Origin of the sequence: Herminiimonas aquatilis (assembly GCF_042665175.1) — a bacterium.
In the GTDB taxonomy this organism is placed as follows: domain Bacteria; phylum Pseudomonadota; class Gammaproteobacteria; order Burkholderiales; family Burkholderiaceae_D; genus Oxalicibacterium; species Oxalicibacterium aquatilis.
In genome coordinates this window covers 901,737-925,460 of record NZ_JBHTCC010000001.1, presented here as the reverse complement: position 1 = coordinate 925,460, position 23,724 = coordinate 901,737, and the positions used below count along the sequence as shown (strand labels likewise).

20 protein-coding genes and 1 tRNA gene are annotated in these 23,724 nt (G+C 52.6%); 19 read left to right on the top strand and 2 right to left on the bottom strand.

What is annotated here, in order from left to right; all coding sequences use genetic code 11:
• The first annotated feature begins 39 nt into the window (after positions 1–39).
• The 19 genes from nirD to ACFQO0_RS04140 all read left to right on the top strand — a co-directional run bounded on the left by nirD (position 40) and on the right by ACFQO0_RS04140 (position 21,807).
• Positions 40–393 carry a nitrite reductase small subunit NirD gene (nirD, locus tag ACFQO0_RS04230; protein WP_382232781.1) on the top strand — a complete coding sequence of 118 codons (354 nt, stop codon included), beginning with the start codon at positions 40–42 and terminating at the stop codon, positions 391–393.
• Positions 390–3,239, top strand: a complete 2,850-nt coding sequence (locus tag ACFQO0_RS04225) for a nitrate reductase (RefSeq protein ID WP_382232780.1) — start codon at positions 390–392, stop codon at positions 3,237–3,239. The genes nirD and ACFQO0_RS04225 overlap by 4 nt, the downstream gene beginning before the upstream one ends.
• 88 nt (positions 3,240–3,327) lie before the next feature.
• Positions 3,328–4,323, top strand: coding sequence for a DNA-binding protein YbiB (gene ybiB / locus ACFQO0_RS04220; RefSeq protein ID WP_382232779.1), 996 nt, complete (start codon positions 3,328–3,330; stop codon positions 4,321–4,323).
• Positions 4,307–5,116, top strand: a complete 810-nt coding sequence (gene cobA / locus ACFQO0_RS04215) for a uroporphyrinogen-III C-methyltransferase (protein WP_382232778.1) — start codon at positions 4,307–4,309, stop codon at positions 5,114–5,116. The genes ybiB and cobA overlap by 17 nt, the downstream gene beginning before the upstream one ends.
• 100 nt (positions 5,117–5,216) lie before the next feature.
• Positions 5,217–6,413, top strand: coding sequence for a BaiN/RdsA family NAD(P)/FAD-dependent oxidoreductase (locus ACFQO0_RS04210; protein ID WP_382232777.1), 1,197 nt, complete (start codon positions 5,217–5,219; stop codon positions 6,411–6,413).
• A 75-nt stretch (positions 6,414–6,488) separates the two neighbouring features.
• Complete coding sequence (locus ACFQO0_RS04205) at positions 6,489–6,902, top strand: VOC family protein (RefSeq protein ID WP_382232776.1); 414 nt, start codon at positions 6,489–6,491, stop codon at positions 6,900–6,902.
• A 142-nt stretch (positions 6,903–7,044) separates the two neighbouring features.
• Positions 7,045–7,257, top strand: coding sequence for a 30S ribosomal protein S21 (rpsU, locus tag ACFQO0_RS04200; protein WP_011870001.1), 213 nt, complete (start codon positions 7,045–7,047; stop codon positions 7,255–7,257).
• Positions 7,258–7,467: 210 nt separating this feature from the next.
• Positions 7,468–7,917: a GatB/YqeY domain-containing protein gene (locus ACFQO0_RS04195; protein WP_382232775.1), complete on the top strand. Its 450-nt coding sequence runs from the start codon at positions 7,468–7,470 to the stop codon at positions 7,915–7,917.
• Between the two features lie 48 nt (positions 7,918–7,965).
• A complete protein-coding gene (dnaG, locus tag ACFQO0_RS04190; RefSeq protein ID WP_382232774.1) occupies positions 7,966–9,774 on the top strand; it encodes a DNA primase in 1,809 nt (602 codons plus the stop codon).
• Between the two features lie 206 nt (positions 9,775–9,980).
• The gene (gene rpoD, locus ACFQO0_RS04185) at positions 9,981–12,467 is read left to right on the top strand and encodes an RNA polymerase sigma factor RpoD (protein WP_382234005.1); all 2,487 of its coding nucleotides are present in this window, start codon (positions 9,981–9,983) and stop codon (positions 12,465–12,467) included.
• A 16-nt stretch (positions 12,468–12,483) separates the two neighbouring features.
• Positions 12,484–12,562, top strand: a tRNA-Ile gene (locus tag ACFQO0_RS04180).
• Between the two features lie 190 nt (positions 12,563–12,752).
• On the top strand, positions 12,753–13,967 hold the full coding sequence (locus ACFQO0_RS04175; RefSeq protein WP_382232773.1) for an HD-GYP domain-containing protein: 1,215 nt from the start codon (positions 12,753–12,755) through the stop codon (positions 13,965–13,967).
• 208 nt (positions 13,968–14,175) lie between these two features.
• Entirely contained in the window at positions 14,176–15,372 is a 1,197-nt protein-coding gene (locus ACFQO0_RS04170; RefSeq protein ID WP_382232772.1) for a sensor histidine kinase, read from the top strand.
• Positions 15,369–16,004, top strand: a complete 636-nt coding sequence (locus ACFQO0_RS04165) for a response regulator (RefSeq protein ID WP_382232771.1) — start codon at positions 15,369–15,371, stop codon at positions 16,002–16,004. Before ACFQO0_RS04170 ends, ACFQO0_RS04165 begins: the two co-directional genes overlap by 4 nt.
• Before the next feature lie 194 nt (positions 16,005–16,198).
• Positions 16,199–17,578 (top strand): CmpA/NrtA family ABC transporter substrate-binding protein, encoded by a 1,380-nt coding sequence (locus ACFQO0_RS04160; RefSeq protein WP_382232770.1) that lies wholly within the window; start codon positions 16,199–16,201, stop codon positions 17,576–17,578.
• Complete coding sequence (ntrB, locus tag ACFQO0_RS04155; RefSeq protein WP_382232769.1) at positions 17,578–18,441, top strand: nitrate ABC transporter permease; 864 nt, start codon at positions 17,578–17,580, stop codon at positions 18,439–18,441. The genes ACFQO0_RS04160 and ntrB overlap by 1 nt, the downstream gene beginning before the upstream one ends.
• A 10-nt stretch (positions 18,442–18,451) precedes the next feature.
• Positions 18,452–19,315, top strand: a complete 864-nt coding sequence (locus ACFQO0_RS04150) for an ABC transporter ATP-binding protein (protein ID WP_382232768.1) — start codon at positions 18,452–18,454, stop codon at positions 19,313–19,315.
• A 72-nt stretch (positions 19,316–19,387) separates the two neighbouring features.
• Positions 19,388–19,831, top strand: a complete 444-nt coding sequence (gene cynS / locus ACFQO0_RS04145) for a cyanase (RefSeq protein WP_382232767.1) — start codon at positions 19,388–19,390, stop codon at positions 19,829–19,831.
• A 296-nt stretch (positions 19,832–20,127) separates the two neighbouring features.
• Positions 20,128–21,807: a methyl-accepting chemotaxis protein gene (locus tag ACFQO0_RS04140; RefSeq protein ID WP_382232766.1), complete on the top strand. Its 1,680-nt coding sequence runs from the start codon at positions 20,128–20,130 to the stop codon at positions 21,805–21,807.
• A gap of 30 nt (positions 21,808–21,837) precedes the next feature.
• Here ACFQO0_RS04140 and ACFQO0_RS04135 read toward each other — a convergent pair whose 3' ends face one another.
• Both ACFQO0_RS04135 and ACFQO0_RS04130 read right to left on the bottom strand, forming a co-directional pair.
• Complete coding sequence (locus tag ACFQO0_RS04135) at positions 21,838–23,187, bottom strand: HD domain-containing phosphohydrolase (RefSeq protein WP_382232765.1); 1,350 nt, start codon at positions 23,185–23,187, stop codon at positions 21,838–21,840.
• A gap of 111 nt (positions 23,188–23,298) precedes the next feature.
• Positions 23,299–23,676 (bottom strand): hypothetical protein, encoded by a 378-nt coding sequence (locus tag ACFQO0_RS04130; protein ID WP_382232764.1) that lies wholly within the window; start codon positions 23,674–23,676, stop codon positions 23,299–23,301.
• Positions 23,677–23,724 lie beyond the last annotated feature (48 nt).

Below are 23,724 nucleotides of genomic sequence, written 5' to 3'. Positions count from 1 at the left end.
GGCACACAACATCTATAACAATTTTTATCAAGGTCATGTATGTCAAACCAATGGAAAGTCATCTGCAAGGTAACGGACATTCCAGTCCTCGGTTCCCGCGTCGTCAATCGCGCAGACAAGCCGAACGTCGCCATTTTCCGCAATAGCGAAGACAAGGTATTTGCCTTGCTGGATCGCTGCCCGCACAAGGGCGGACCTCTGTCGCAAGGCATCGTATTCGGCGAGCGCGTCGCCTGCCCGTTGCACAACTGGAGCATAGGCCTGGACAATGGCTGCGCAGCGGCGCCGGATGAAGGTTGTACGCGGACATTCAGCGTCAAGGTGGAAAGCGGCGATGTCTATCTCGACGTAGTGGAATTGAATGCGCCGGTCAGCGAGGCTGCTGCTGCATGAGTGAATCACTGCTTTCTGCTGCCCGGCCTGATTCTGCAACTACTGCTGCAATTGCATCACCTATTGCATCTGCAGTTGCAGCACCTTCGACCGAAACCAAAGCCACCTGCTGTTATTGCGGCGTGGGCTGCGGTGTCCTGATCCAAAGTGATGGAGAGAAGGTGATCGCCGTGCGCGGCGATCCGGACCATCCGGCCAATTTCGGTCGTTTGTGCACCAAGGGCAGCACCTTGCATTTAACCGCGCGTCCGGCATTGCAACAGCAGTCGCGTGCGCTGTATCCGGAAATGCGTCTGGCTCGTACTGACGAACGTGAGCGCACGTCGTGGGCGACGACGATGGATTTCATCGTCAATAAATTTGCATCAACGATCCGTGATCACGGCCCCGACAGCGTAGGTTTCTATTTGTCAGGTCAATTACTCACCGAGGATTACTACGTATTCAACAAGCTAGCGAAAGGCTTGATCGGCACCAATAACGTCGATACCAATTCACGTTTGTGCATGTCGAGTGCAGTCGCCGGTTACAAGCAGACGCTGGGCGCTGATGCGCCGCCGCCTTGCTATGACGATATCGATCAGGCGCAAGTCATTTTTATCGTCGGCTCGAATACGGCTTATGCACATCCGATTCTCTATCGCCGTATCGAAGATGCACGCAAGGCTAATCCACTGTTGAAAGTGATCGTCGCGGATCCGCGCCGTACCGACACCGCACGCGAGGCAGATTTGTTCCTGCCGATTTTGCCGGGAACTGACGTCGCGCTGTTCAACGGCATGCTGCATATCTGTTTGTGGGAAGACCTGGTCGATCTCGATTACATCGCGGCGCATACCGAAGGTTTTGCCGAACTGAAGCAAACGGTGCGCGAGTACACGCCACAATTCGTTGCCGATATCTGCGGCATCAAGGAAGAAGACTTGATGCAGGCTGCGCGCATGTTCGGCAAGTCGAAAGCATCGTTATCCATGTATTGCCAGGGTTTGAATCAATCCTCATCCGGCACCGCAAAAAATGCTGCTCTGATCAACCTGCATCTGGCCACGCATCAAATCGGCAAGCCCGGCGCGGGACCGCTGTCACTGACCGGCCAACCGAACGCGATGGGTGGACGTGAAGTGGGCGGCCTCGCCACCATGCTGTCGGCGCATCGCGATCTGGCGAATCCGCAGCATCGTGCAGAAATCGCAAAATTATGGGGTGTGGCCGATGTGCCTGCGACACCTGGAAAAAGCGCTGTGGAAATGTTTGAAGCAGTGCGTACCGGTGAGATCAAGATCATCTGGATCGTCTGTACCAATCCGGCGCAATCGATGCCCGAGCAGGCGATGATCCGCGAAGCCTTGCGCAATGCTGAGCTGGTGATCGTGCAGGAAGCCTACAAAACGACGGCAAGCTGCGACTACGCGGATGTGTTGTTGCCGGCATCAACGTGGAGCGAAAAAGAAGGCACGGTTACCAATTCCGAGCGCCGCATTACGCGCTTCAAATCTGTCTTGCCCAAGCTGGCCGAAACCAGACACGATTGGGAAATCGCGGTCGATTTTGCTCGCAGGCTGGAAGGCGCGCTTGGTAAAACATCGTCTATCTTCCCGTTTGAAACTACGGAAGAAATCTGGAATGAACATCGTGAATCGACACGCGGTCGCGATCTCGATATTACCGGTTTGAGTTTCAAGCTTTTGGAGGAGCAGGGTCCGCAACAGTGGCCGTTTCCCGAGGGCGCGACTAGCGGCAAGAAGCGTTTGTATGAAGACGGGGTATTCCCGACGGCGACTGGCCGCGCGAAATTTGCCAATACGGTTTATCAGCCGGTTGCTGAGAAGGTCGATGCGCGGTATCCCTTCCATTTAACCACCGGCCGCTTGCGCGATCAATGGCATGGCATGAGCCGTACCGGCACCGTTGCGCAATTGTTTTCGCATGCATCGGAGCCGTCCATTGTGTTGTCCAAAGTGGATATGGAACGTCGTTTATTGAATGACGGTGATCTGGTGCATGTGACCAGCAAGCGCGGTTCGCAAATTTTCCCTGTCGCATTGGGCGATGACATGCGTGCCGGTCAGGCTTTCATCGGCATGCATTGGGGTGAAGAATATGTATCCGGTCGTGGCCGCGATGGCGAAGGCACTTACGGCGTCAACACGTTGACGTCACCGGCCTTCGATCCGGTTTCCAAGCAGCCTGAGTTGAAGCATGCCGCCGTCAAGATTCTGAAGGCAGAATTCCCCTGGCGTTTCATTGTATTTGGCTGGATAGAAGAATCCCGGTTGCTTGATTTGCAAGCCGCTTTGCGGCCCATGATGCGCAAGTTTGCCTATGCATCGTGTACCTTGTTTGGCCGCGATAAGGTCGGCGTGTTGTTCCGTGCCGCAGATGACTACGCAGCGGAGCCTGCATTGACGGCAGAGATAGAAGCAAAATTCAGTATCGCTGGCGCACAAGTGTTACGTTATGACGATAGCAAGCGGGGTAACTCGCGTCGCATTTTGATTGACGATGGCAAGCTGCAGGCGGTGTCACTTGCGGGTGATATTTCTGCAGAAAGCTGGTTGAGGGAATATCTGGAAAGCGAGCAGCCGGTTGCTGCCTTGGGTCGCTTGTTGCTGATGCCGTCGAACAAGGCGCCGCAAAACTTCAAGTCACGTGGTCGTATCGTCTGCAACTGTTTCAACGTATCTGAAACAGAAATCAACGACGGCTTGATCGGTACGCGTGGTGAGGTTGATGTGCGACTGGCTGACTTGCAGCAGAAGTTGAAGTGCGGCACCAACTGTGGATCATGTATTCCGGAATTGAAAAAAATCATCGTCAGCCAACAGATGCCGGCCAAGGCTGCTTGAGCTCCTGACTTACTTACTATAATTTTTACACATCTCATTTCCGGTTCTGCACTTTCGCAGAACCGGGCTTCGGTGTACCCTCTGCCGCATGCAAAATCCTTCTATTACCGAACCATTCGCCACCGCTCGTTTCATCAAGGAAATCGGGCGTGGCGTCAAAGGTGCGCGCAGTTTGTCGCGCGACGATGCCCATCAACTATACGTAGCCATGCTGGACGGACGTGTATCCGATCTGGAAATGGGCGGCATCATGCTGGCGATGCGCATCAAGGGCGAATCGGTCGATGAGATCGCCGGTTTTATCGACGCAGCGGAAGCCTCGTTCGAGCCTTTGACTGCGCCCGTGAGCGAATACGCGCCGATTGTCATCCCGAGTTATAACGGTGCGCGTCAGATGCCGAACTTGCTGCCGCTGATGGCTTTGCTGCTGGCGCGTGAAGGCGCGCCGGTATTTATTCATGGCGTGACCAGCGATCCAGGTCGCGTGACGACTGCGGAAATTTTGCAGGAACTGGGTTATCCGGTTTCGCACACGGCGCAGCAAGTTGCAGAACAGTTTGCGCTGCGTGCGCCGGTGTTAATGCCGATTGAAGATCTGGCGCCACGCATGTCGCGCTTGCTGGCAATGCGTCGCATACTCGGCGTGCGCAACTCTACCCATACGCTGGTCAAGATCATGCAACCGTTTGCAACGCCGGCCTTGCGCCTGACTTCGTATACGCACCCGGAATATCTTGCGATGCTGACTACGTACTTTACGAGCGCAGCGCCAGCTGAGCGCGGCGAAGTATTTTTGATGCGCGGCACCGAGGGCGAAACGGTCGCCAATGCCAAGCGTGCACAACAAATAAGCTGGATGCATGATGGTGAATGCACGATTCTGGTGCAAAAGCAGGAACCGACTGACGAATTGCCGCCATTGCCGGCCGAACGCGATGCGATTACTACCGCAAAATGGATAGAAGCCGCGCTACGCGGCGAAGAACCTATCCCTATCTCGATTCTGGAACAGGTGGAACACTGCTTGCTTGTAGCTAAACATCTACAAAGTAAACATGGCGGTCAAGATGGAGCAGTTCAGTAAGGTATTCGGTAAAGTATTCTTGGTCGGCGCAGGTCCTGGTGATCCGGATTTGCTGACCATCAAGGCGGTCAAGGCGATCGCCAAGGCAGATGTGATCCTGATCGACGATCTGGTCAATCCTGAAGTATTGCAATATGCGCCAGCCACTGCACGTATGGTCAACGTCGGCAAGCGCGGCGGCTGCAAACAAACCCCACAAGAATTCATTGAACGACTGATGTTGTCCGAAGCGCAAGCCGGGCAGTGCGTCGTCCGGCTGAAAGGCGGCGACCCGTTTATCTTCGGTCGTGGCGGCGAAGAGCGCGACCATTTGCAAGCTGAAGGTATTGAAGTTGAAGTGATCAACGGCATCAGCAGCGGCCTCGCAGCGCCCGCATCGATAGGCGTTCCGCTCACGCATCGTGAATGGAGCCAGGGCGCCATTTTTATTACCGGTCATGGAAAGAATGCAGAATCCAATCCTGACTGGAATACGCTGGCTAAACTCAATCTGACGCTGGTAATTTATATGGGTGTCGCTCGCAGCACAGAAATCCAGGCAGCCTTGCTGGAAGGTGGCAAAGTGGGCAGCACGCCGGTCGCGGTGATTCAATCCGCAACCGGCATGGCGCAAGCGCAACTGATCACGACTCTTTCAGAATTGCCGCAAGCATTGGCCGCATCGAAGATCGGCAGTCCGGCGATTATTGTGATCGGCGATGTAGTGCGTTGCGCAACTGAATTTTCTAAATTTTCCAATCAGGCTAACGGCAAGACCTTGCGCGAGACGGTATTGGAGCGTTGGTCTGCCTAAGCTTTTTGTTTTTGATCGACAGCAGGCGGCAAATCAGCCAAGCCTTAACAGTCGCCTGCGCTTACAATCACGACTTACTTTTTCTCGCTGGTAGTAAGTCATGACAAAACAAGTTGATGTTGCCGTAATCGGCGCCGGTGCTGCAGGCATGATGTGCGCTGCGGTTGCCGGACAACGCGGCAAAAGCGTGGTGCTGATCGATCATGCCGCCAAGCTTGCAGAAAAAATCCGTATTTCCGGCGGTGGTCGCTGCAATTTCACCAACATCGACGCCACGCCGCAAAACTTCCTGTCGCAGAATCCCCATTTCTGCAAAAGCGCCTTGTCACGTTATACGCCGCAGGACTTTCTTGCCTTGATGAAACGCTATCGCATTGCGTATCACGAGAAACACAAAGGCCAGTTGTTCTGCGACGATTCTGCCGAAGACATCATCAACATGCTGAAAGCGGAATGTGCGCTCGGTAATGTGGCATGGCGCATGCCCTGCAATATAAAGTCCATAAACAAAAGTGCCGATTTGTTCCGTATTGAAACGGATGCCGGCGAGATCCTCGCAGGCAGTGTCGTGATCGCGACGGGCGGCTTGTCGATTCCTAAAATTGGCGCTACCGATTTTGCCTACCGGATTGCCAAACAATTCGATTTGAAAATGGTGGAACCGCGTCCCGGCCTGGTGCCTTTGACGTTTGATCTGGCGAGCTGGCAGCCATTCGTGCCGCTAGCCGGCATCGCGTTACCGGTAGAGGTGGAAACCGGCGTCAAAAAAGCGCGCGGATATTTCAAGGAAGATTTGCTGTTTACGCATCGCGGCTTGTCCGGCCCGGCGATTCTGCAAATTTCCAGTTTTTGGGAGCCGGGCACGCCTTTGATTATTAATCTGGTGCCCGAAGTCGATATAGCCGAAGCGCTGATAGCGGGCAAATCCAGCAGCAAGAAAAATCTCGTGAATCAATTGGCGCAATGGTTGCCTTCCCGTCTGGCGGATGAATGGCTGGTGGTCAACGGGCTAAAAGGCGACGCGCGTGTCGCTGACATGCAAGACAAGCAACTGCGTCAGTTAGGCGCTGCCATCAATCGCTGGAGCATTATTCCGAATGGATCGGAAGGGTATCGCAAGGCAGAAGTCACGCTGGGTGGCATCGATACGCGTGAGTTGTCGCAACAGACAATGATGGCAAACAAGGTGCCAGGTTTGCATTTCATTGGTGAGTCGGTCGATGTGACCGGTTGGCTGGGCGGTTATAACTTTCAGTGGGCGTGGGCGTCGGGTGTTGCGGCGGGGCAAGCTATATAAAGGACGTGAATACGACGGACTTGGTTTGTTAGTAGCAAAGGCTATGATGAATGCTGATTCCTGAAGGAGGCATTCATGAGTAATCAAAATCCGAGCATTATTTCCCATGTGTCTATAGGCACGAATCAGTATGACAAGGCCAGCGCATTTTACGACGCGGTATTGGCGACGCTGGATATCGTCACCATCATGGAGCATCCGGGTGCCGTCGCTTATGGCCGTCAGTATCCGGAATTCTGGCTCTGCGTGCCGCACGATGGCAAGCCAGCGAGTTCAGGTAACGGTTTTCACATGGGCTTTATCGCGACGGATAAAGAACAGGTGCACAAGTTTTACGATGCGGCGATTGCTGCTGGCGCAACCTGCGATGGGCCGCCTGGCCCGCGTCCGCTCTATGGCGAGCCTTATTACGGCTGCTTTGTCCGTGATCTGGATGGGCACAAGATTGAAGCCGCTTATTGGAATGATGACGGGAGTCAGACGCCTTAGGACATTGATTTGGCGTGCGGGGAATTACTGAATGCGTGGTTTTTTCTCCGCAAACTGAATAACGTCAAATAAAGAGTCTTCCATTTGCCGGACAAGGCTGTTATACTCTTCGACTCACTACCCAACATTGGTTTACCTTTACATGACCACTATCCGCCTTAAAGAAAACGAGCCGTTCGAAGTCGCTATGCGTCGCTTCAAGCGCACTATTGAAAAAACCGGTTTGCTGACCGATTTGCGTGCGCGCGAGTTTTACGAGAAGCCAACTGCTGAACGCAAGCGCAAGCTCGCTGCAGCTGTGAAACGCCATTACAAGCGCATCCGCAGCCAGCAATTGCCTAAGAAGCTGTACTAATTTCTCGAAAGCTGCGCGCCTCTTGTGCGTGCGGTTCAAGAAGTTGGTTGCAAACCCGCTCCGGTGTTGGTCCGCAGCGGGTTTTGGCGTTTTTAATGATCTGAGTTTTTTCGGGTTGTGTTAAAACGCCTTTTGGAATTGCTTTTTAAATGCTTTTTGAAGTGTTTTTAAGCGCTTTTAATCAACAACTACCAGATACCGGAGTGCGTAATGAGCTTGAAAGAACAGATTACTGAAGACATGAAAGCGGCAATGCGCGCCAAAGAAGCAGGCAAGCTCGGCACGATTCGTCTGATTACCGCTGCGATCAAGCAAAAAGAAGTCGATGAGCGCATCGAGCTCAACGATACGCAAGTACTGGCGATCATTGAAAAAATGATCAAGCAGCGCAAGGATTCGATTTCGCAATTCCAGGCTGGTGGACGTCAGGATCTGGTCGATATCGAAGAGGCGGAACTCGCCGTCTTGACGACATATATGCCGAGCGCATTGTCCGATGCTGAAGTGCAGGGTGAAGTTGCTGCAGCTATTGCTGCCTCCGGTGCTGCCGGCCCACAGGATATGGGCAAGGTCATGGCTATTTTGAAGGCGAAACTCGCCGGCCGTGCCGATATGACCGCCGTATCCGGTCTGGTCAAGGCTGCATTGACCAAAGGCTGAGCGCCTTTTTGTCGCTCCCTTTCTATTTACGATTAGCTTGATCTCGACGTGATTCCACAGTCGTTTATCCAGGATCTGCTCAACCGCGTCGACATTGTCGATGTGGTGGGCCGCTATGTGCAGTTGAAGAAGGGCGGCGCTAATTTCATGGGCTTGTGCCCCTTCCACAACGAAAAATCCCCCAGCTTTACCGTGAGTCCGACCAAGCAGTTTTATCACTGCTTTGGCTGCGGTGCGCATGGTACGGCGATCGGTTTCCTGATCGAGTATTCCGGCATGGGTTTCGTCGAAGCGGTCAAGGATCTGGCGCAGAACGTCGGCATGGTCGTGCCAGAAGCGGAGGATCGTTTGCCGCCGGCGCAGCGCGCCGAACAGCAAGCGAAGAGCATGGCATTGTCGGAAGCGATGACTCGCGCATGCGACTTTTATCGTCAGCAATTGCGCCATGCCGAGAGCGCAAAAAGCTATTTGATCGGGCGCGGGCTGACCGGCGAAATCGCCGCACGTTACGGCATGGGGTATGCACCTGACGGCTGGGATGGTTTGCGCGCGGTGTTTCCGGACTATGAGCTGGATGCACTGGTCGAGTCCGGTCTGGTGATCAACAAGACTGAAGACGACGGTGCGAGCGGGGGGCAGCGTAAACGCTACGATCGATTCCGTGATCGCATCATGTTCCCGATTCGAAATTCCAAAGGCCAGGTGATCGGTTTTGGCGGTCGCGTGATGGGCGATGGTGAGCCCAAATACTTGAATTCGCCCGAAACGCCCTTATTTCAAAAGGGTAGCGAACTGTATGGTTTGTTTGAGGCGCGGCAAGCCATACGCGATGCCGGTTACGCCTTGGTAACCGAGGGGTATATGGATGTGGTGGCGCTGGCACAACTGGGTTTTCCGCAAGTTGTGGCAACGCTCGGGACTGCGTGTACTCCGATTCATGTGCAAAAATTATTGCGTCAGACTGATCAGGTGATTTTCAGTTTCGATGGTGACAAGGCGGGCCGGCGTGCAGCAAGACGCGCGCTGGAAGCCAGTTTGCCGTACGCCGGTGACAATAAGGTCATCAAGTTTTTATTTCTGCCGAGTGAGCATGATCCGGATAGCTATATCCGGGCAATGGGCACTGCATCGTTTGAAAAGCAGGTGCAGGATGCAATGCCTTTGTCGCAATTTCTGTTGAAAGAAGCGGTAGGCGACAACGACCTTGGTACGCCGGAGGGCAGGGCGCGCGCGCAGTTTGACGCCAAGCCTTTGCTGCAGGCATTGCCAGCTTCATCATTGCGCTTGCAGATTGTGCGCAGTCTGGCGCAAGTGACAGAAAGTACGCCGGCAGAAATCGAGGCCTTGTTTGAACTCTCGCAGCCGATTTCACGTGTGCGTGCGGCGCCGCCGAAAGGCAAGCGCACCGCACCGGTCGGATTGGAGCGTCAAATTATGCGCCTCTTGGTTGCGCATCCGGTACTTGCCGCCGAGCTCGATCAAGCGGCCTTGGATGTGGCGACGCACTTTGCGCCGGATCGTGCCGATATGTTGGAACAATTGGTGGAAATGAGTCGTGAGATGGGCCCGCACGCCAATTTTGCGACGCTCGCCGAATTGTTGCGTTCAACCGGGTCCGATTTTGATCCGCTGATAGCGGAGATTGCGGCGGAGAGTGAATCAGATGTCGATATTGCAAGAGTGGAACTGGCGGGTGCGATACGTCAGATCAAAATGAAATTTTTGGATACCGAAAAAGAGAAGTTGGTTTCCGAGGGTTTGCGTGGCGAGGAGGCGCAAGCGCGATATCGCGATTTGAGCTTGCAACAGGAACAATTAAGACGCCAGGCACAGGCGGAAAAGGCGCAAAGAGACTAATTTTGCTCTTGTGTAGAGGGGGAATGCGCCCCCATATGCTATAATTAAAGGCTTTCGATTCAACGCCTTAGAGTTGCAGGTGTTATAGGGGTCGGAAAGAAAATCAATAAACTTGCGCGGGCGTAAGCCGGAGTTGAATGCGCAAATCTGCTCGTGGAGTACGGCTTTGCCGTCTTCCGGAGCATAACCAGTTGGTAGTTGATCCAATGGCGAACGCAATGAAGAAACCCGCGAAAAACCAGACGCTTGCTGCGAGCAAAGCCAAAACGGCTGTGGCGAAGTCGACTAAACCTGTTGCAAAAAAAGTGGCCAGTCAGCCCGTCGGCAAAGCTGCGCCGACGAATGTAAAAGCAGCAAAGTTGCCGATGAAGTCCGCTACCGTAGTAGCGAAATCTACGGTAGCCAAACCTTCATCCCAAGTTGCTGCAAAGCCGGTATCAGTGCAATCGAAAGCCCCTGTGACAAATAAGAAATCCGAAGTGAAGTCCGCTAGCAAGTCAGCCAAAATCGAACCGAAAGTCGAGTCGCGTCCTGGCGTCAACGTCATGATCACGCCGACCGTGAGTCAAACCACTGATGCTGCGACACTCGCCGCAATTGATACGTCCGGCTATATCCTGCCGTCGATCAAAGTGCCTGGCCGCCGCGGTCGCAAGCCAAAAGAATTCCAGCCTGAGAATGATGAAGTTGCTGCATTGAATGCAGTTGAACGAGCAGAACTCAAAGCCGTCGACAAGGCAAAAGCCAAAGACCGCAAGGCCAAAGAAAAAGCATTGTTGAAAGATGCGTTCTCGAATGACACGGAAGCCAGCGAAGAAGAACTCGAAGCGCGCCGTCAAAAACTGAAAACGCTGATCAAGTTCGGCAAGGAACGTGGTTTCCTGACATACGCAGAGATCAACGATCACCTGCCAGAAAACATCATCGATCCGGAAGCGATCGAAGGCATCATCGGTACCTTCAACGACATGGGTATCGCGGTCTACGAACAGGCACCGGATGCAGAAACACTGCTGTTGTCCGACAACGTTGCAACCGTTGCCAGCGATGATGAAGCTGAAGCTGCGGCTGAAGCTGCACTGTCTACCGTCGATTCCGATTTCGGTCGTACCACCGACCCAGTGCGCATGTATATGCGTGAAATGGGTTCGGTTGAGCTGCTGACGCGCGAAGGTGAGATCGGCATTGCAAAACGGATTGAAGATGGCTTGCGTGACATGATCCAGGCGATCTCCGCATGCCCGACCACGATTGCAGAAATCATTGCTGCCGCAGAGCGTATTTCAAAAGACGAAGCCAAGATCGACGAAATCGTTGACGGGCTGGTCGATATGAATGCTGCTGAACCAGTTATCGCGCCACCTGCTCCAGCTGCTTCCGATGAGGAGGAAGAGGAAGAGGAAGAAGAGGAGGAGGAAGAGGAAGAAGAAACTCCTGCTGCCGCTTCCGGTGCTGCTGGTTTTACTGCAGAACAAATGGAACAATTGAAGCGCGAATCGCTCGCCAAGTTTGCGACGATTGCTTTGCAATTCGACAAAATGCGTAAAGCATTTGAAAAAGAAGGCTACAACTCGAAGCCTTACGTCAAAGCGCAGGAAATTATTTCCAATGAATTGCTGAGTATTCGCTTCACCGCAAAAGTCGTTGAGAAATTGTGCGACACCTTGCGTAGCCAGGTGGACGAAGTGCGTCATATCGAGAAGCAGATTCTCGATGTCGCGGTTAATAAGTGCGGCATGCCACGCAGTCACTTCATCAAGGTTTTCCCGGGCAATGAAACCAATCTGGTTTGGGTTGATGGCGAAGTTGACGGCAATCACGCATATAGCGTTGTGCTTGCGCGTAATGTGCCGACCGTCAAGGAATTGCAGCAAAAACTGATCGACTTGCAAGCACGCGTTGTATTGCCGCTGCCAGATCTGCGCGCCATCAACAAAAAGATGGCCGCTGGCGAAATGAAGGCACGCAAAGCGAAACGCGAAATGACCGAGGCTAACTTGCGTCTGGTTATTTCGATCGCGAAAAAATACACTAACCGTGGTTTGCAATTTCTGGATCTGATCCAGGAAGGCAATATCGGTTTGATGAAAGCAGTTGACAAGTTTGAATATCGTCGCGGCTTCAAATTCTCGACGTATGCAACATGGTGGATTCGCCAAGCGATCACCCGTTCGATCGCCGATCAGGCGCGCACGATTCGTATTCCTGTGCACATGATCGAAACGATCAACAAGATGAACCGCATCTCGCGTCAGATCTTGCAGGAAACCGGTGCCGAGCCGGATCCGGCAACGCTCGCGATCAAAATGGAAATGCCGGAAGATAAAATCCGCAAGATCATGAAGATCGCGAAAGAACCGATTTCGATGGAAACACCGATCGGCGACGACGACGATTCACATCTGGGCGATTTTATCGAAGACAACAACACCTTGGCGCCAGCTGATGCAGCGTTGCACGCTTCGATGCGCGGCGTGGTCAAGGATGTATTGGATTCGTTGACTCCACGCGAAGCAAAAGTGTTGCGTATGCGTTTCGGTATCGAAATGTCGACCGATCACACACTGGAAGAAGTCGGTAAACAATTTGACGTCACCCGTGAGCGTATTCGCCAAATAGAAGCCAAAGCATTGCGTAAGTTGCGCCATCCATCACGTTCGGATAAGCTGAAAAGCTTCCTAGAAGGTAATTAAGCTTTAGTCAGGTTGCGGGCCTCTAGCTCATGCTTGGTTAGAGCAGCGGACTCATAATCCGTTGGTGCCGTGTTCGACTCACGGGAGGCCCACCACAAACAGAAGGGGTTACGATCATTCGTAACCCCTTTTTTTTATGGAAATGTTTATTCAGGGTATTTTCGCGATGAATAGGGGTAATATAATTCTGGCGATATAAATATCGATAGTAGATATAAAAGCAACTATAAACAATCAGCTAGGTAGCAACTGAATGGGCCAGGCAATACTGACGCGAGCACGCATATGTTGAAACGAATCAATGTGGAACAGCTCCGTACCGGAATGTTTATTCAAAAGTTTTGCAGCTCATGGGATGAGTCGCCATTTTGGCGCACCTCCTTATTGCTCGACAATCCCAAGGACTTGCAGAAGATTCAAGCCAGCGGTGTGGAAGAAGTGTGGATAGATGTCTCGAAAGGCCTGGATGTCGCGAAAGTTGCAGTCGAAAAAATAGAAGCTGAAGCTGCTCCTGCTCCACAAAAGAGTGTTCCTCCCCCTGTTGTTGCTCCGCGTCGCGCATCCTTCGATGATGAGATGGCGCGCGCCAAAAAAATATGCGCGGACGGCAAGACCGCAGTCACCACGATGTTTCAGGAAGCCAGAATGGGCAACGCGTTGAACACTGCGCAAGCTCACGCTTTGGTCGACGAGATTTCATCCTCCGTGATGCGCAATCCGGATGCGTTTATCAGTCTCGCCAGACTGAAAAACAAGGATGATTACACGTACATGCATTCGGTCGCGGTATGCGCGTTGATGATTGCACTCGCCAAAAAAATGAAGCTGGATGAACATCAGACCAGAGAGGCAGGCCTGGCCGGACTCCTGCATGATGTGGGTAAAATGATGGTGTCGCAGTCGATACTGGATAAGCCGGGCAAACTGACGGATGACGAATTTGTGGCGGTCAAGGAGCATCCGGTCGAGGGACACAAAATATTATTGGAGTCGCCTGATGTCGGCGAGGCGGCTCTCGATGTATGTTTGCATCATCACGAACGTTTTGACGGAAACGGTTATCCGCATCAATTGGTGGGCGCGCAAATCAGTCTGTTTGCACGCATGGGGGCAGTGTGCGACGTGTACGATGCGATCACCTCCAATCGTGCTTATAAAGCCGGTTGGGAACCATCAGAATCCTTGCGTAGGATGGCGGAGTGGAATGGCCATTTTGACCCGTCTGTCTTCCAGGCGTTTGTAAAATGCATCGGCATTTATCCGACCGGTGCCTTGGTAAAATTAAAAACCGGACGTGTAGGGGTGGTGGTGGAGCAGTCAGAAAGCTCACTGTTGACCCCTAAAGTAAAAGTATTCTTTTCGGTCAAATCAAACGCTTATATTCCTCCCGAAATAGTGGATCTGGCGAAGATGGAAGGCCACGACAAAATCATGGGACTGGAAGACGGCGCAAAGCTCGGTCTCAAGAGTGTGCACGGTATGTGGGCTGGGGCTGCCTAGAACCGGTTTCTGGCTGGTCTGGGGCATCTTTCATCTTCGCCTGATTTTCATCCATTCTTTTCTGCTGCGCCTGCCGTAACGAGCCCCTCCTGTTCCGATTTTCATCGAAAATCAAAATCCCTCACGCTTTAGCGCGTCACTGGCACGTCAATTGCAAACAGTTGAGCAATCAATCTTTGCAAAGTGACTACCAAGTGAGCCTTAAAACATGAAGAGCAGATTGCCGGCAGAGGCAGAACGCGCCTTGTGGCGTGACAAGCTGATGTTGCTGATGGAATTGACCAGCGATGGCGTCTATGGCATCGATCTGTCCGGACAATGCACCTTCATCAATCCGGCTGGTGCTGCAATGCTGGGTTACTCAGTCGATCAGGTAGTGGGGAAAAACATGCACCGCTTGATGCACCATTCGCATGAACATGGTCACGCTTATCCGGAGCAGGATTGCCCCATCTATCGCGCATTTCGCGCTGGTCGCACCTGCAAGATAGACAAGGAAGTTTTCTGGCGCGCCGATGGTTCGTCTTTTGCCGTTGAATACTCATCGCACCAGATCGTCGAACTGGGAAAAATTTGCGGTGCCGTAGTGCTGTTCAGTGATATTTCTGAACGCCGCCAGGCTGAGCGCCAACTGCATCGTACCAATCGTGAACTGGAGTTGCGCGTCATTGAGCGCACTGCTGAGTTGTCGGGTGCCTTGGCGCAAATGCGTGAGTTATCTGCGTACGCTAACTCGGCCAGAGAAGAAGAGCGGCGTCGTATTGCGCGCGAAATCCATGATGAATTGGGCAGTTTGTTGGTGGCACTCAAGCTGGATGTGAACTGGATGGAAAAGCGTGTCGTCGACCGCGCAGAAGTAGCCGGCAAGTGCCGGACTATGAATCGCCTGATCGAATCGGCGGTGGAGAACGTTGGCCGCATGATCACTGATTTACGCCCCAGCATACTCGATCATCAGGGCTTGATCGCGGCACTTGAATGGCAGTTGCAGGAATTTACAGAAACGACCGAAATGACATGCAACGCCAGCATAGAAGTTGCTGAAGAGGTGCGCGCACCTGACGGCAATCTGGCAACTGCGATCTTCCGGATTTTTCAGGAAATACTCAGCAATGTCGCGCGTCATGCGCAAGCCAGCGCAATAAACATACGTATACGTCTGGACGAAAATTTACTGTCGATGGAAGTGCAAGATAATGGCATAGGGGCGCAGCCTTTCGATCTGGACAATAGTCGCTCCTACGGCGTCATGGGTATGCGCGAACGCGCGATGCACTTTGGTGGCAGTCTGGAAATTATCAGCGCGCCAGGTCAAGGGACGCTGGTGCGATTGTCTATTCCGATTGCACCGCAGAAGTGCGAAATAGTGAAGGCTTTTGAACATTCGCACGGAGGCGGTGCATGATCAACCTGCTTTTATGTGACGACCACCGCATGGTGCGCGAGGGCCTGAAGCAAATCCTGGCCGACGCGGGCGATATTCACGTGATCGGCGAATGTGCCGATGGTGCCGAAGCATTGCAGCAGGCGCGGGTGCTGCCGATAGATGTGGTCTTGCTGGATATTGCGATCCCGATTCACGATGGCTTGGAAGTGTTGCAGCAACTGAAGAAGGAAATGCCGCGGCTGCCGGTATTGATACTTTCGACCTATCCGGAGAAACAATATGCAGCGCGCTGCTACCGTCTCGGCGCTTCCGGTTACCTGAATAAAAGTGTCGATAGCGACCAGCTCATCATTGCAGTGCGCAAGGCAGCCGAAGGCGGTATCTACGTCAGCAGCAGCATGGCCGAGACGCTGGCGATCAGCCTCGGCCAGTATGCAAGCAAGCTGCCGCACGAGACCTTGTCGCAGCGCGAATATCAGGTTTTCAAGGCAATCGCCAGCGGTACCTGCGTCAAGGATATTGCCGAACAACTCGGGGTCAGTCCCAATACGGTGAGCACCTATCGCAGCCGCATCCTGGAAAAAACCGGTGCCAGCAATGACGTCGGCATTGCCATGTACGCGGTCAAGCATCAACTCATCACGCCTTAGAACTTATCGTGACGCCCACGCGACCAGAGCAAATCATCAAGGGCAAAAATCCGCAGTAATCCCTGGTTTTCCTTGTGAAAGGGAAACGCCCTTGTAGTGCTGCCACTACAAGGTATCGCTGGCTTACGACAAAAAATCCTGCATGGCTCGCCGTTTGCAACATGTTCGGCGTAACCAACCCCAGGGAGCCACGCATGTCCATTTTCAAATCCTTCGATCCGGATCGTCCTTTGCATAATTGTTCATGCGGCCAGCATGACAGCGAAGCGGAACACAATGCCGATGAAGTTCGCCAGCTGCAGCAGCGCGCCACCAACGTCGAGCATTTGACCAATGACGTAGTCGAAGAAGCGATCATGCGGGCGATGTTCCCTGATAATAATCAGCGCCGCGATTTCTTGCGCGCCGTTGGCGTCAATACCGCGCGTGCCGCAATTGCATCAGTCTTGCCGTTTGGCGCGATGCAAGCGATGGCGCAGGAAAAAACCGGTCCGCTGGAAAAGAAAGATTTGAAAATCGGGTTTATCGCGATCACTTGCGCAGCACCGTTGATCATGGCTGATCCACTCGGCTTCTATCGCAAACAGGGTTTGAATGTCACGCTGAACAAGACAGCCGGTTGGGCGCTGATACGCGACAAGATGCTGAGCAAGGAGCATGACGCCAGTCATTTTCTGTCGCCTATGCCGTTGGCGATGTCGATGGGCGTCGGTTCCAATCAAGTGCCTATGCGCGTCGCCACCATTCAAAACATCAATGGCCAGGCCATCACACTGCACAACAAGCACAAAGACAAGCGCGATCCGCAGCAGTGGAAAGGCTTCAAGTTCGCCGTCCCGTTTGAACACTCGATGCACAATTACTTGCTGCGTTATTACCTGGCAGAAAACGGCATTGACCCGGATCGCGATGTTCAGATACGCGTCACGCCGCCGCCGGAAATGGTGGCCAATTTGCGTGCCGGCAATATCGACGGCTTCCTTGGACCTGATCCGTTCAATCAGCGCGCGGTGTATGACGAAGTCGGTTTCATTCATATTCTGTCGAATGAAATATGGAACGGTCATCCATGCTGCGCTTTCGGTACCTCGGATGAATTCATCAAACAGAATCCGAATACCTTTGCCGCTTTGTTCCGCGCCGTGTTGAACTCGGCTGCGATGGCGCGCGATCCTAATAATCGTGCCTTGATTGCCAAAGTAATTTCACCTGCGGCATATCTGAACCAGCCAACTACGGTAATTGAGCAAGTACTGACCGGAAAATTTGCCGATGGTTTGGGTAATGTGCGCAGCGTGCCCACCCGTGTCGATTTCGATCCTGTGCCTTGGCATTCTATGGGCGTGTGGGTACTGACGCAGATGAAGCGCTGGGGCTACATCAAGGGCGATATCAATTACAAGGCGCTGACCGAACAAGTGTTCCTGCTAACCGATGCGAAGAAATACATGAAGGAACTGGGTCAGCCAGTGCCGGATGGCGCATACAAAAAATTCAAGGTCATGGGCAAGGAGTTCGATGCCAATAAAGCTGACGCCTATGTCAACAGCTTTGCCATCAAGCGGAGTAGCTGATGTTCAAGGGCATACGCTTTCGCGCCGGCCTGATATCGATATTGATATTGCTGGTATTCCTGTTGAGTTGGCACATCGCCACACTGCCACCTGCCGCCAATAGTAAGGCAGGTGCAGCGGCGACGGCAGCGCAGGATGAATATGCGCTGTTGATGGGCAAGGGCGCGACCACGGTGCGCAACAGTGGCTTCCCGACACCTGCGCAAATGGGCGAGACCGTCGTCAAACAGCTGTCATCACCTTTTTATGACAACGGCCCAAACGACAAGGGTATCGGTATTCAACTTGGCTATTCCGTTGCGCGGGTTGCAATCGGATTTTTGCTGGCTGCATTGGTGGCGATTCCACTCGGCTTCTTGCTGGGTATGTCGCCGTTGATGCAGCGCGCGCTCGATCCTTTCATCCAGATTTTGAAGCCGGTGTCACCACTGGCCTGGATGCCGATCGCGTTATACACGATCAAGGATTCGTCTATCTCGGGCGTGTTCGTGATTTTCATTTGCTCTGTGTGGCCGATGTTGATGAACACAGCGTTTGGAGTCTCTGCGGTAAGACGTGACTGGTTGAATGTCGCGAAGACGCTGGAAGTCAGTCCATTACGCAAAGCCTTCATGGTGATCTTGCCGGCCGCCGCGCCTACCATTTTGACCGGGATGCGGATCTCGATGGGGATTGCATGGCTCGTGATCGTCGCAGCAGAAATGCTGGTGGGCGGTACCGGTATCGGTTACTTCGTCTGGAACGAATGGAACAACCTGTCGCTGACCAGCGTGATGTTCGCGATCCTGATGATAGGTCTGGTGGGCATGGTGCTCGACATGATCTTTGCACGCTTGCAAAAGCTGGTCACTTACGTTGAATAAGGGAACAGCCATGGAAAACAATTTTTTACGCGTCGAAGGTTTATCGAAGCGCTATGCAGTAGACAAGCCGCCGGTATTTGAAAATATTTCTTTCACGATTCAACGGGGCGAGTTCATCTGCATCATCGGCCATTCCGGTTGCGGCAAATCGACGATTCTGAATGTGCTGGCTGGATTGGAAGAAGCCAGTGCAGGGCATGTCTTCATGGATAACCGAGAAGTCAGCGGGCCCAGTCTGGATAGAGGCGTGGTATTCCAGACGCATGCATTGATGCCATGGCTGTCTGTACTCTCCAACGTTGCGTTTGCCATCAAGTCGCGCCATCCAGATTGGTCCAGGGCGCGGATAGAAGAACGTGCCTTGCATTTCATTGACATGGTCGGTCTCAAAGTCCATGCGATGAAAAAACCGTCTGAATTATCCGGTGGCATGAAGCAACGCGTCGGCATCGCCAGGGCTTTTTCAATCGAGCCAAAAATGCTGTTGCTGGATGAGCCCTTCGGTGCGCTCGATGCATTGACGCGGGGGGTGATTCAGGACGAGTTGCTGAAGATTTGTGCCGAAACGCATCAGACTGTTTTCATGATTACCCACGATGTAGATGAAGCGATTCTGCTGGCCGACAAGATATTCCTGATGTCGAACGGACCGAATGCGCAGATCGCAGAGATCGTCGTAAATACGATGCCCAAGAGTCGCACACGCGCGGATATGCATCACGACCCGCAGTTTTATCGCATACGTAACTACCTGGTCGATTTTCTGGTTCATCGTTCCAAACAAATACAGGCCAGCGCCAGTTCGGAAAAGACGCAGGACACGATTACCGTTACCCCGGGGTTGGAAACCGTGGTGGCGATCAAATGTGCCTGAGCAAATAAAAAGCTTGCGTGCCCAAACACTTACGAAATTGTTTTGTTATCTTTAACTCTTGAAGGAAATACCATGGATCGCAATACCGTCACCCAAAAAATCGTCAATACCAAAGTTGCGCAAGGCATGAAATGGGCTGATATCGCCAGTAATTTTGAAGAAAGCAAAGAGTGGGTTACTGCTGCCTGCCTTGGTCAAATGACGTTCACCAAGTCACAAGCGGCGATTGCGCAAAAATTGTTTGCGCTGACAGATGAAGAATGCGCATGGTTGCAAATCGTGCCTTACAAAGGTTCACTGGAATGCAGTGCCCCGTCCGATCCTTTGATCTATCGCTGGTATGAAATCGTCAATGTGTTCGGTCCGACCATCAAGGAGTTGATCAGCGAAGAGTTTGGCGATGGCATTATGAGCGCGATTGATTTTTCTATGGATATTCAACGTCAAGCGGATCCAAAAGGGGATCGCGTGAATGTCATGTTGTCGGGTAAATTTCTGCCGTATAAAACCTGGTAAGGTTTGTCCCATTAAATAAAAAGAGGCTGCCCTTGTTTGCAGGCTCTTTTTTTTATTTGTGCGCACACGCATTGGCTCGACCAACGTTTAAATCAGGTTTAATGCGTGACATGACCTTCGAAAATTATCTGAATGTGACATTGCTTAAATGCTATCTGCAGCGCATAGAAATTTTCTATTAACTGCAAATTTGATCTAGCGCAAGAATGCGGTTTCCAAGCGGAAATATAGTGCTGAAAATGTCCTCGTGCGTACCTGAGGCACCTCTTTCCATACACTACGCGGAAGCTCTTTATATGCGCACCAATTTACCCGTTTTCGATAGCGAGTTCCTGCTCAGGGATGATATGTCGCTGGTATCCAAGACCGATACCAAAGGTCGCATCACCTATGTGAACCCTGCTTTCATTGAAGCCAGCGGGTTTGCTGAAGAAGAGTTGATGGGCAAACCGCATAATCTGATTCGTCATCCTGACATGCCGGAGCAGGCATTTGGCGATATGTGGCAGACGCTGAAGACGGGTTTGCCATGGACCGGAGTAGTGAAGAATCGTCGCAAGAATGGCGAATTCTACTGGGTTCATGCCAACGTCACGCCGGTACGCGAGAACAATCAAATTGTCGCCTATATGTCGGTACGCAGCAAACCGAGCCGCGCGCAGGTGGATGGCGCGGCAGCGATTTATGCACGCTTCAAGGCGGGGCAGGCGCGAGGTTTGGCGGTCAGGCGTGGAGCGGTCGTCGCGACTGGCTTGTTCGGCAAGCTGGCATCGCTGAAAAATACAGGTTTGAACGCACGGATAAGCTTGAGCATGGGCGCAATCATTGCCGTCATTCTGGGTTTGGGTAGCGCGGCGACAGGCGCTACGCAAAACGCCGCCGTCTCTTACTGGTATGGCGGCGCAACACTGATCGGCACGGCTATCGCTGGACTGGTGTGGATGGGCTTGTACCTTTCCATCGTGCGTCCATTGAACAGTCTGATCGACAAGACGCGCGTTATCGCCGGTGGCGATTTTACGGTCGACTTCAAAGTAGACAGGCATGACGATATGGGACAGTTGCAACAGGCTTTGCAACAGATGAAGGTGAATCTGCGTTCCGTCATGGGCGATATACGCAGTAATGTTGATTCCATATCGGTCGCCACGCATGAAATTGCAGTAGGTAATATGGATTTGTCAGGACGTACCGAAGCACAAGCCGCCAGTCTGGAACAAACCGCTTCGAGCATGCAGCAGTTTGCATCCACCGTGAAGCAAAATGCGGCTAATGCGATAGAGGCAAACAGATTGGCGCAATCCGCATCCGAGATCGCAGGTAAGGGCGGTGCAGTCGTCGAAAGAGTCGGCGCCACAATGGACGAGATCAGTGCTTCTGCCAAGCGCATTGTCGACATCATCAGCCTGATTAATGGCATTGCGTTTCAAACCAATATCCTTGCATTGAATGCCGCTGTGGAAGCGGCACGCGCAGGCGAACAGGGCAAGGGGTTCGCGGTGGTTGCAGCAGAAGTGCGCAGTCTCGCGCAGCGTTCGGCAAGTGCAGCAAAGGAAATCAAAGTGCTGATCGATGACTCGGTAGATAAGGTCGAGATCGGAAATCAGCTGGTCAGCGATGCGATGGCAACCATGAACGGCATCGTCGACTCAGTAAAAAGCGTGACCGAAATCATGAACGAAATTTCAGTCGCAAGTCGTGAACAAAGCACAGGGATAGAGCAAGTCAATCTGGCAATTACGCATATGGATGAAGTGACCCAGCAAAATGCAGCCTTGGTAGAAGAGGCTGCAATGGCGGCGTCCAGCCTGGACGAGCAAACCATACACTTGACGCAGTCGATAGCCGTATTCAAGACCGGGCGTGGTGATGTGGGGAGTGCCGCGCAGAGATATGGGACGGCAGATGAGCACTCGGGCGTGCACAAGCCAAGACTGATTGCACACTCTGGACTGAAGTTATCTGCGTCCGCTTAAATGCCTGGAATTGTTGAAAAAAGAAGAATGCTAGCCGTCTGCATGCGGGGCCTTGACCCAGATCGTCATCCGCACGCCCCACGCGCTTTCAAAAGCGATGATCTTGTTGATCAGCCGTTCGTCAAGAATGTGATCGGCAGACAATAACAAGAAATTATCCTGGCCAATCAAGTCGCGCGCGAGGATCATGTCCGGCTTGAGCTGGGACGTGAACAGTTCTATCTGTGCTTCGGCCGTTGGACTCATGACGCCGGTGATCACTTGCTGGAACGCGAGCACGACGGCAGGATCGTAGCGCTTGCCATCGCCACGCAGCACCATGTTAAACGCTTGATCATCGCGCAAGTGGCGCTGTAACAGAGTGCCGTTTTGCAGGTTTTCGTAGTCGGTGGCAATCGCAAGTATGCGCGCACCTATCGGTATGTTTTCTCCTGCAAGGCGATCAGGATAGCCGGCACCGTCGAAGCGCTCCTGTTGCCAGCGTATGAGGTGTGCGATGGTTGCCATATCCTCCAGCGGCATCAGCAATTGCTCACCTCGCACCGTGAATTTTTGATATGCGCCGAGCGTGTCACCACTCATTTGATTGAGCGACGTAGCCAGCAACTCATCTGAAAAACCAATCTTTCCAATGTTGTGCAACAAGCCCGCGACGAAAATATCTTGCGCATCGTTGAAGCCGACGTTCATCCGTACCGCAATTTTACGCGCCAACTCTGCAACGCGACGCGAGTGCCCGGCAAGATGGCTGGCGCGCATTTCGATCAGATTGGAAAAAATCTTGATCGTGGTCAGGAAATTGGTATTGAGTTTTTTATTGACGGCGCTAAGGCTGTTGTTACTTTCCTTCAGCTCGGCGGTACGCTCTTCCACCTGTCGCTCAAGATCGTCGTGCGCTGCCTGCAAAGCGAGTTCGGCTGATTTCTGCTGTGTGATGTCTTGCAGAACTTCAATGGCGCCAACTATCTGTCCATTACGATTGCGTAATGCCGCTGCGGAGAACGATAGCCAGCGACCGTTTTCTCCGAGATGAGGGAAGAAATCTTCAATCTGATAAGTGCCTGTGATTACGCTGGAGCGCCGCGGTTTGTCGCGATACAGTACATTGACGTTCTGTTCGATCGTGCCGGATACGATCAAATCAACCAGCAAGGGGCGTTCGTGTGTGTACAGCAAGCGCCAATGATCACGTGTGCCAACCATTTCAGCAGAAGTCAGCCCGCTGATTAATTCGCAAGCACGGTTCCAGTGCGTAATGACATGGTCATCATTGATCGCGAATGTCGGGACTGGACTGCCCTCGAAAAATTCGGCAACGTCAGCAGCCATCAAGCCTGTACTTGTTGTTGATGGCAGATGGGATTGATTTTCAAAGGGCATGTTCGGCTCGCTCGTCTTTATAGTTGGTTTATAACATTTTTGAATGTATAAAGTCAGAGGCAAGCTTGCTATCACGCGAAAAAACGGGGCTGATTCGGTCCGCGTTTTGCTTCAGTTTTTTGCTGTCGTGTTTTCTTGATACTTGGGCAGATTCCCATCACGCGGCCTGTTATCCATGGAAATCATTTTGAGACGAGCCGAGCGCACTGATTCCGTATCCACTTTCCCTTTGCGTGGCACGATATTCGTGTTGGTCCAGCTGCGAGAGCGCACTGCGACGGGTTTCGATGGTTGCTGATATGTCACGGTGCTGGGTGGTTTTTCCTGCAAAATAAATTGAGTGCTCTGCACACCGCCGCAAACACTATCTGTATAAGTCACATCGCCTTCATTATTTTCGCAGCGAACCACATCAGCGCACGCCAGGGTGGCGATACTCATAAGTGATAGTGCTGTTGCTAGCTTTGAAATGCGTAAGTGTTTGGCCATGATCGTTGCTCTTATCGATGATGGCGAAGCTTATATTTTTGGTAGAAA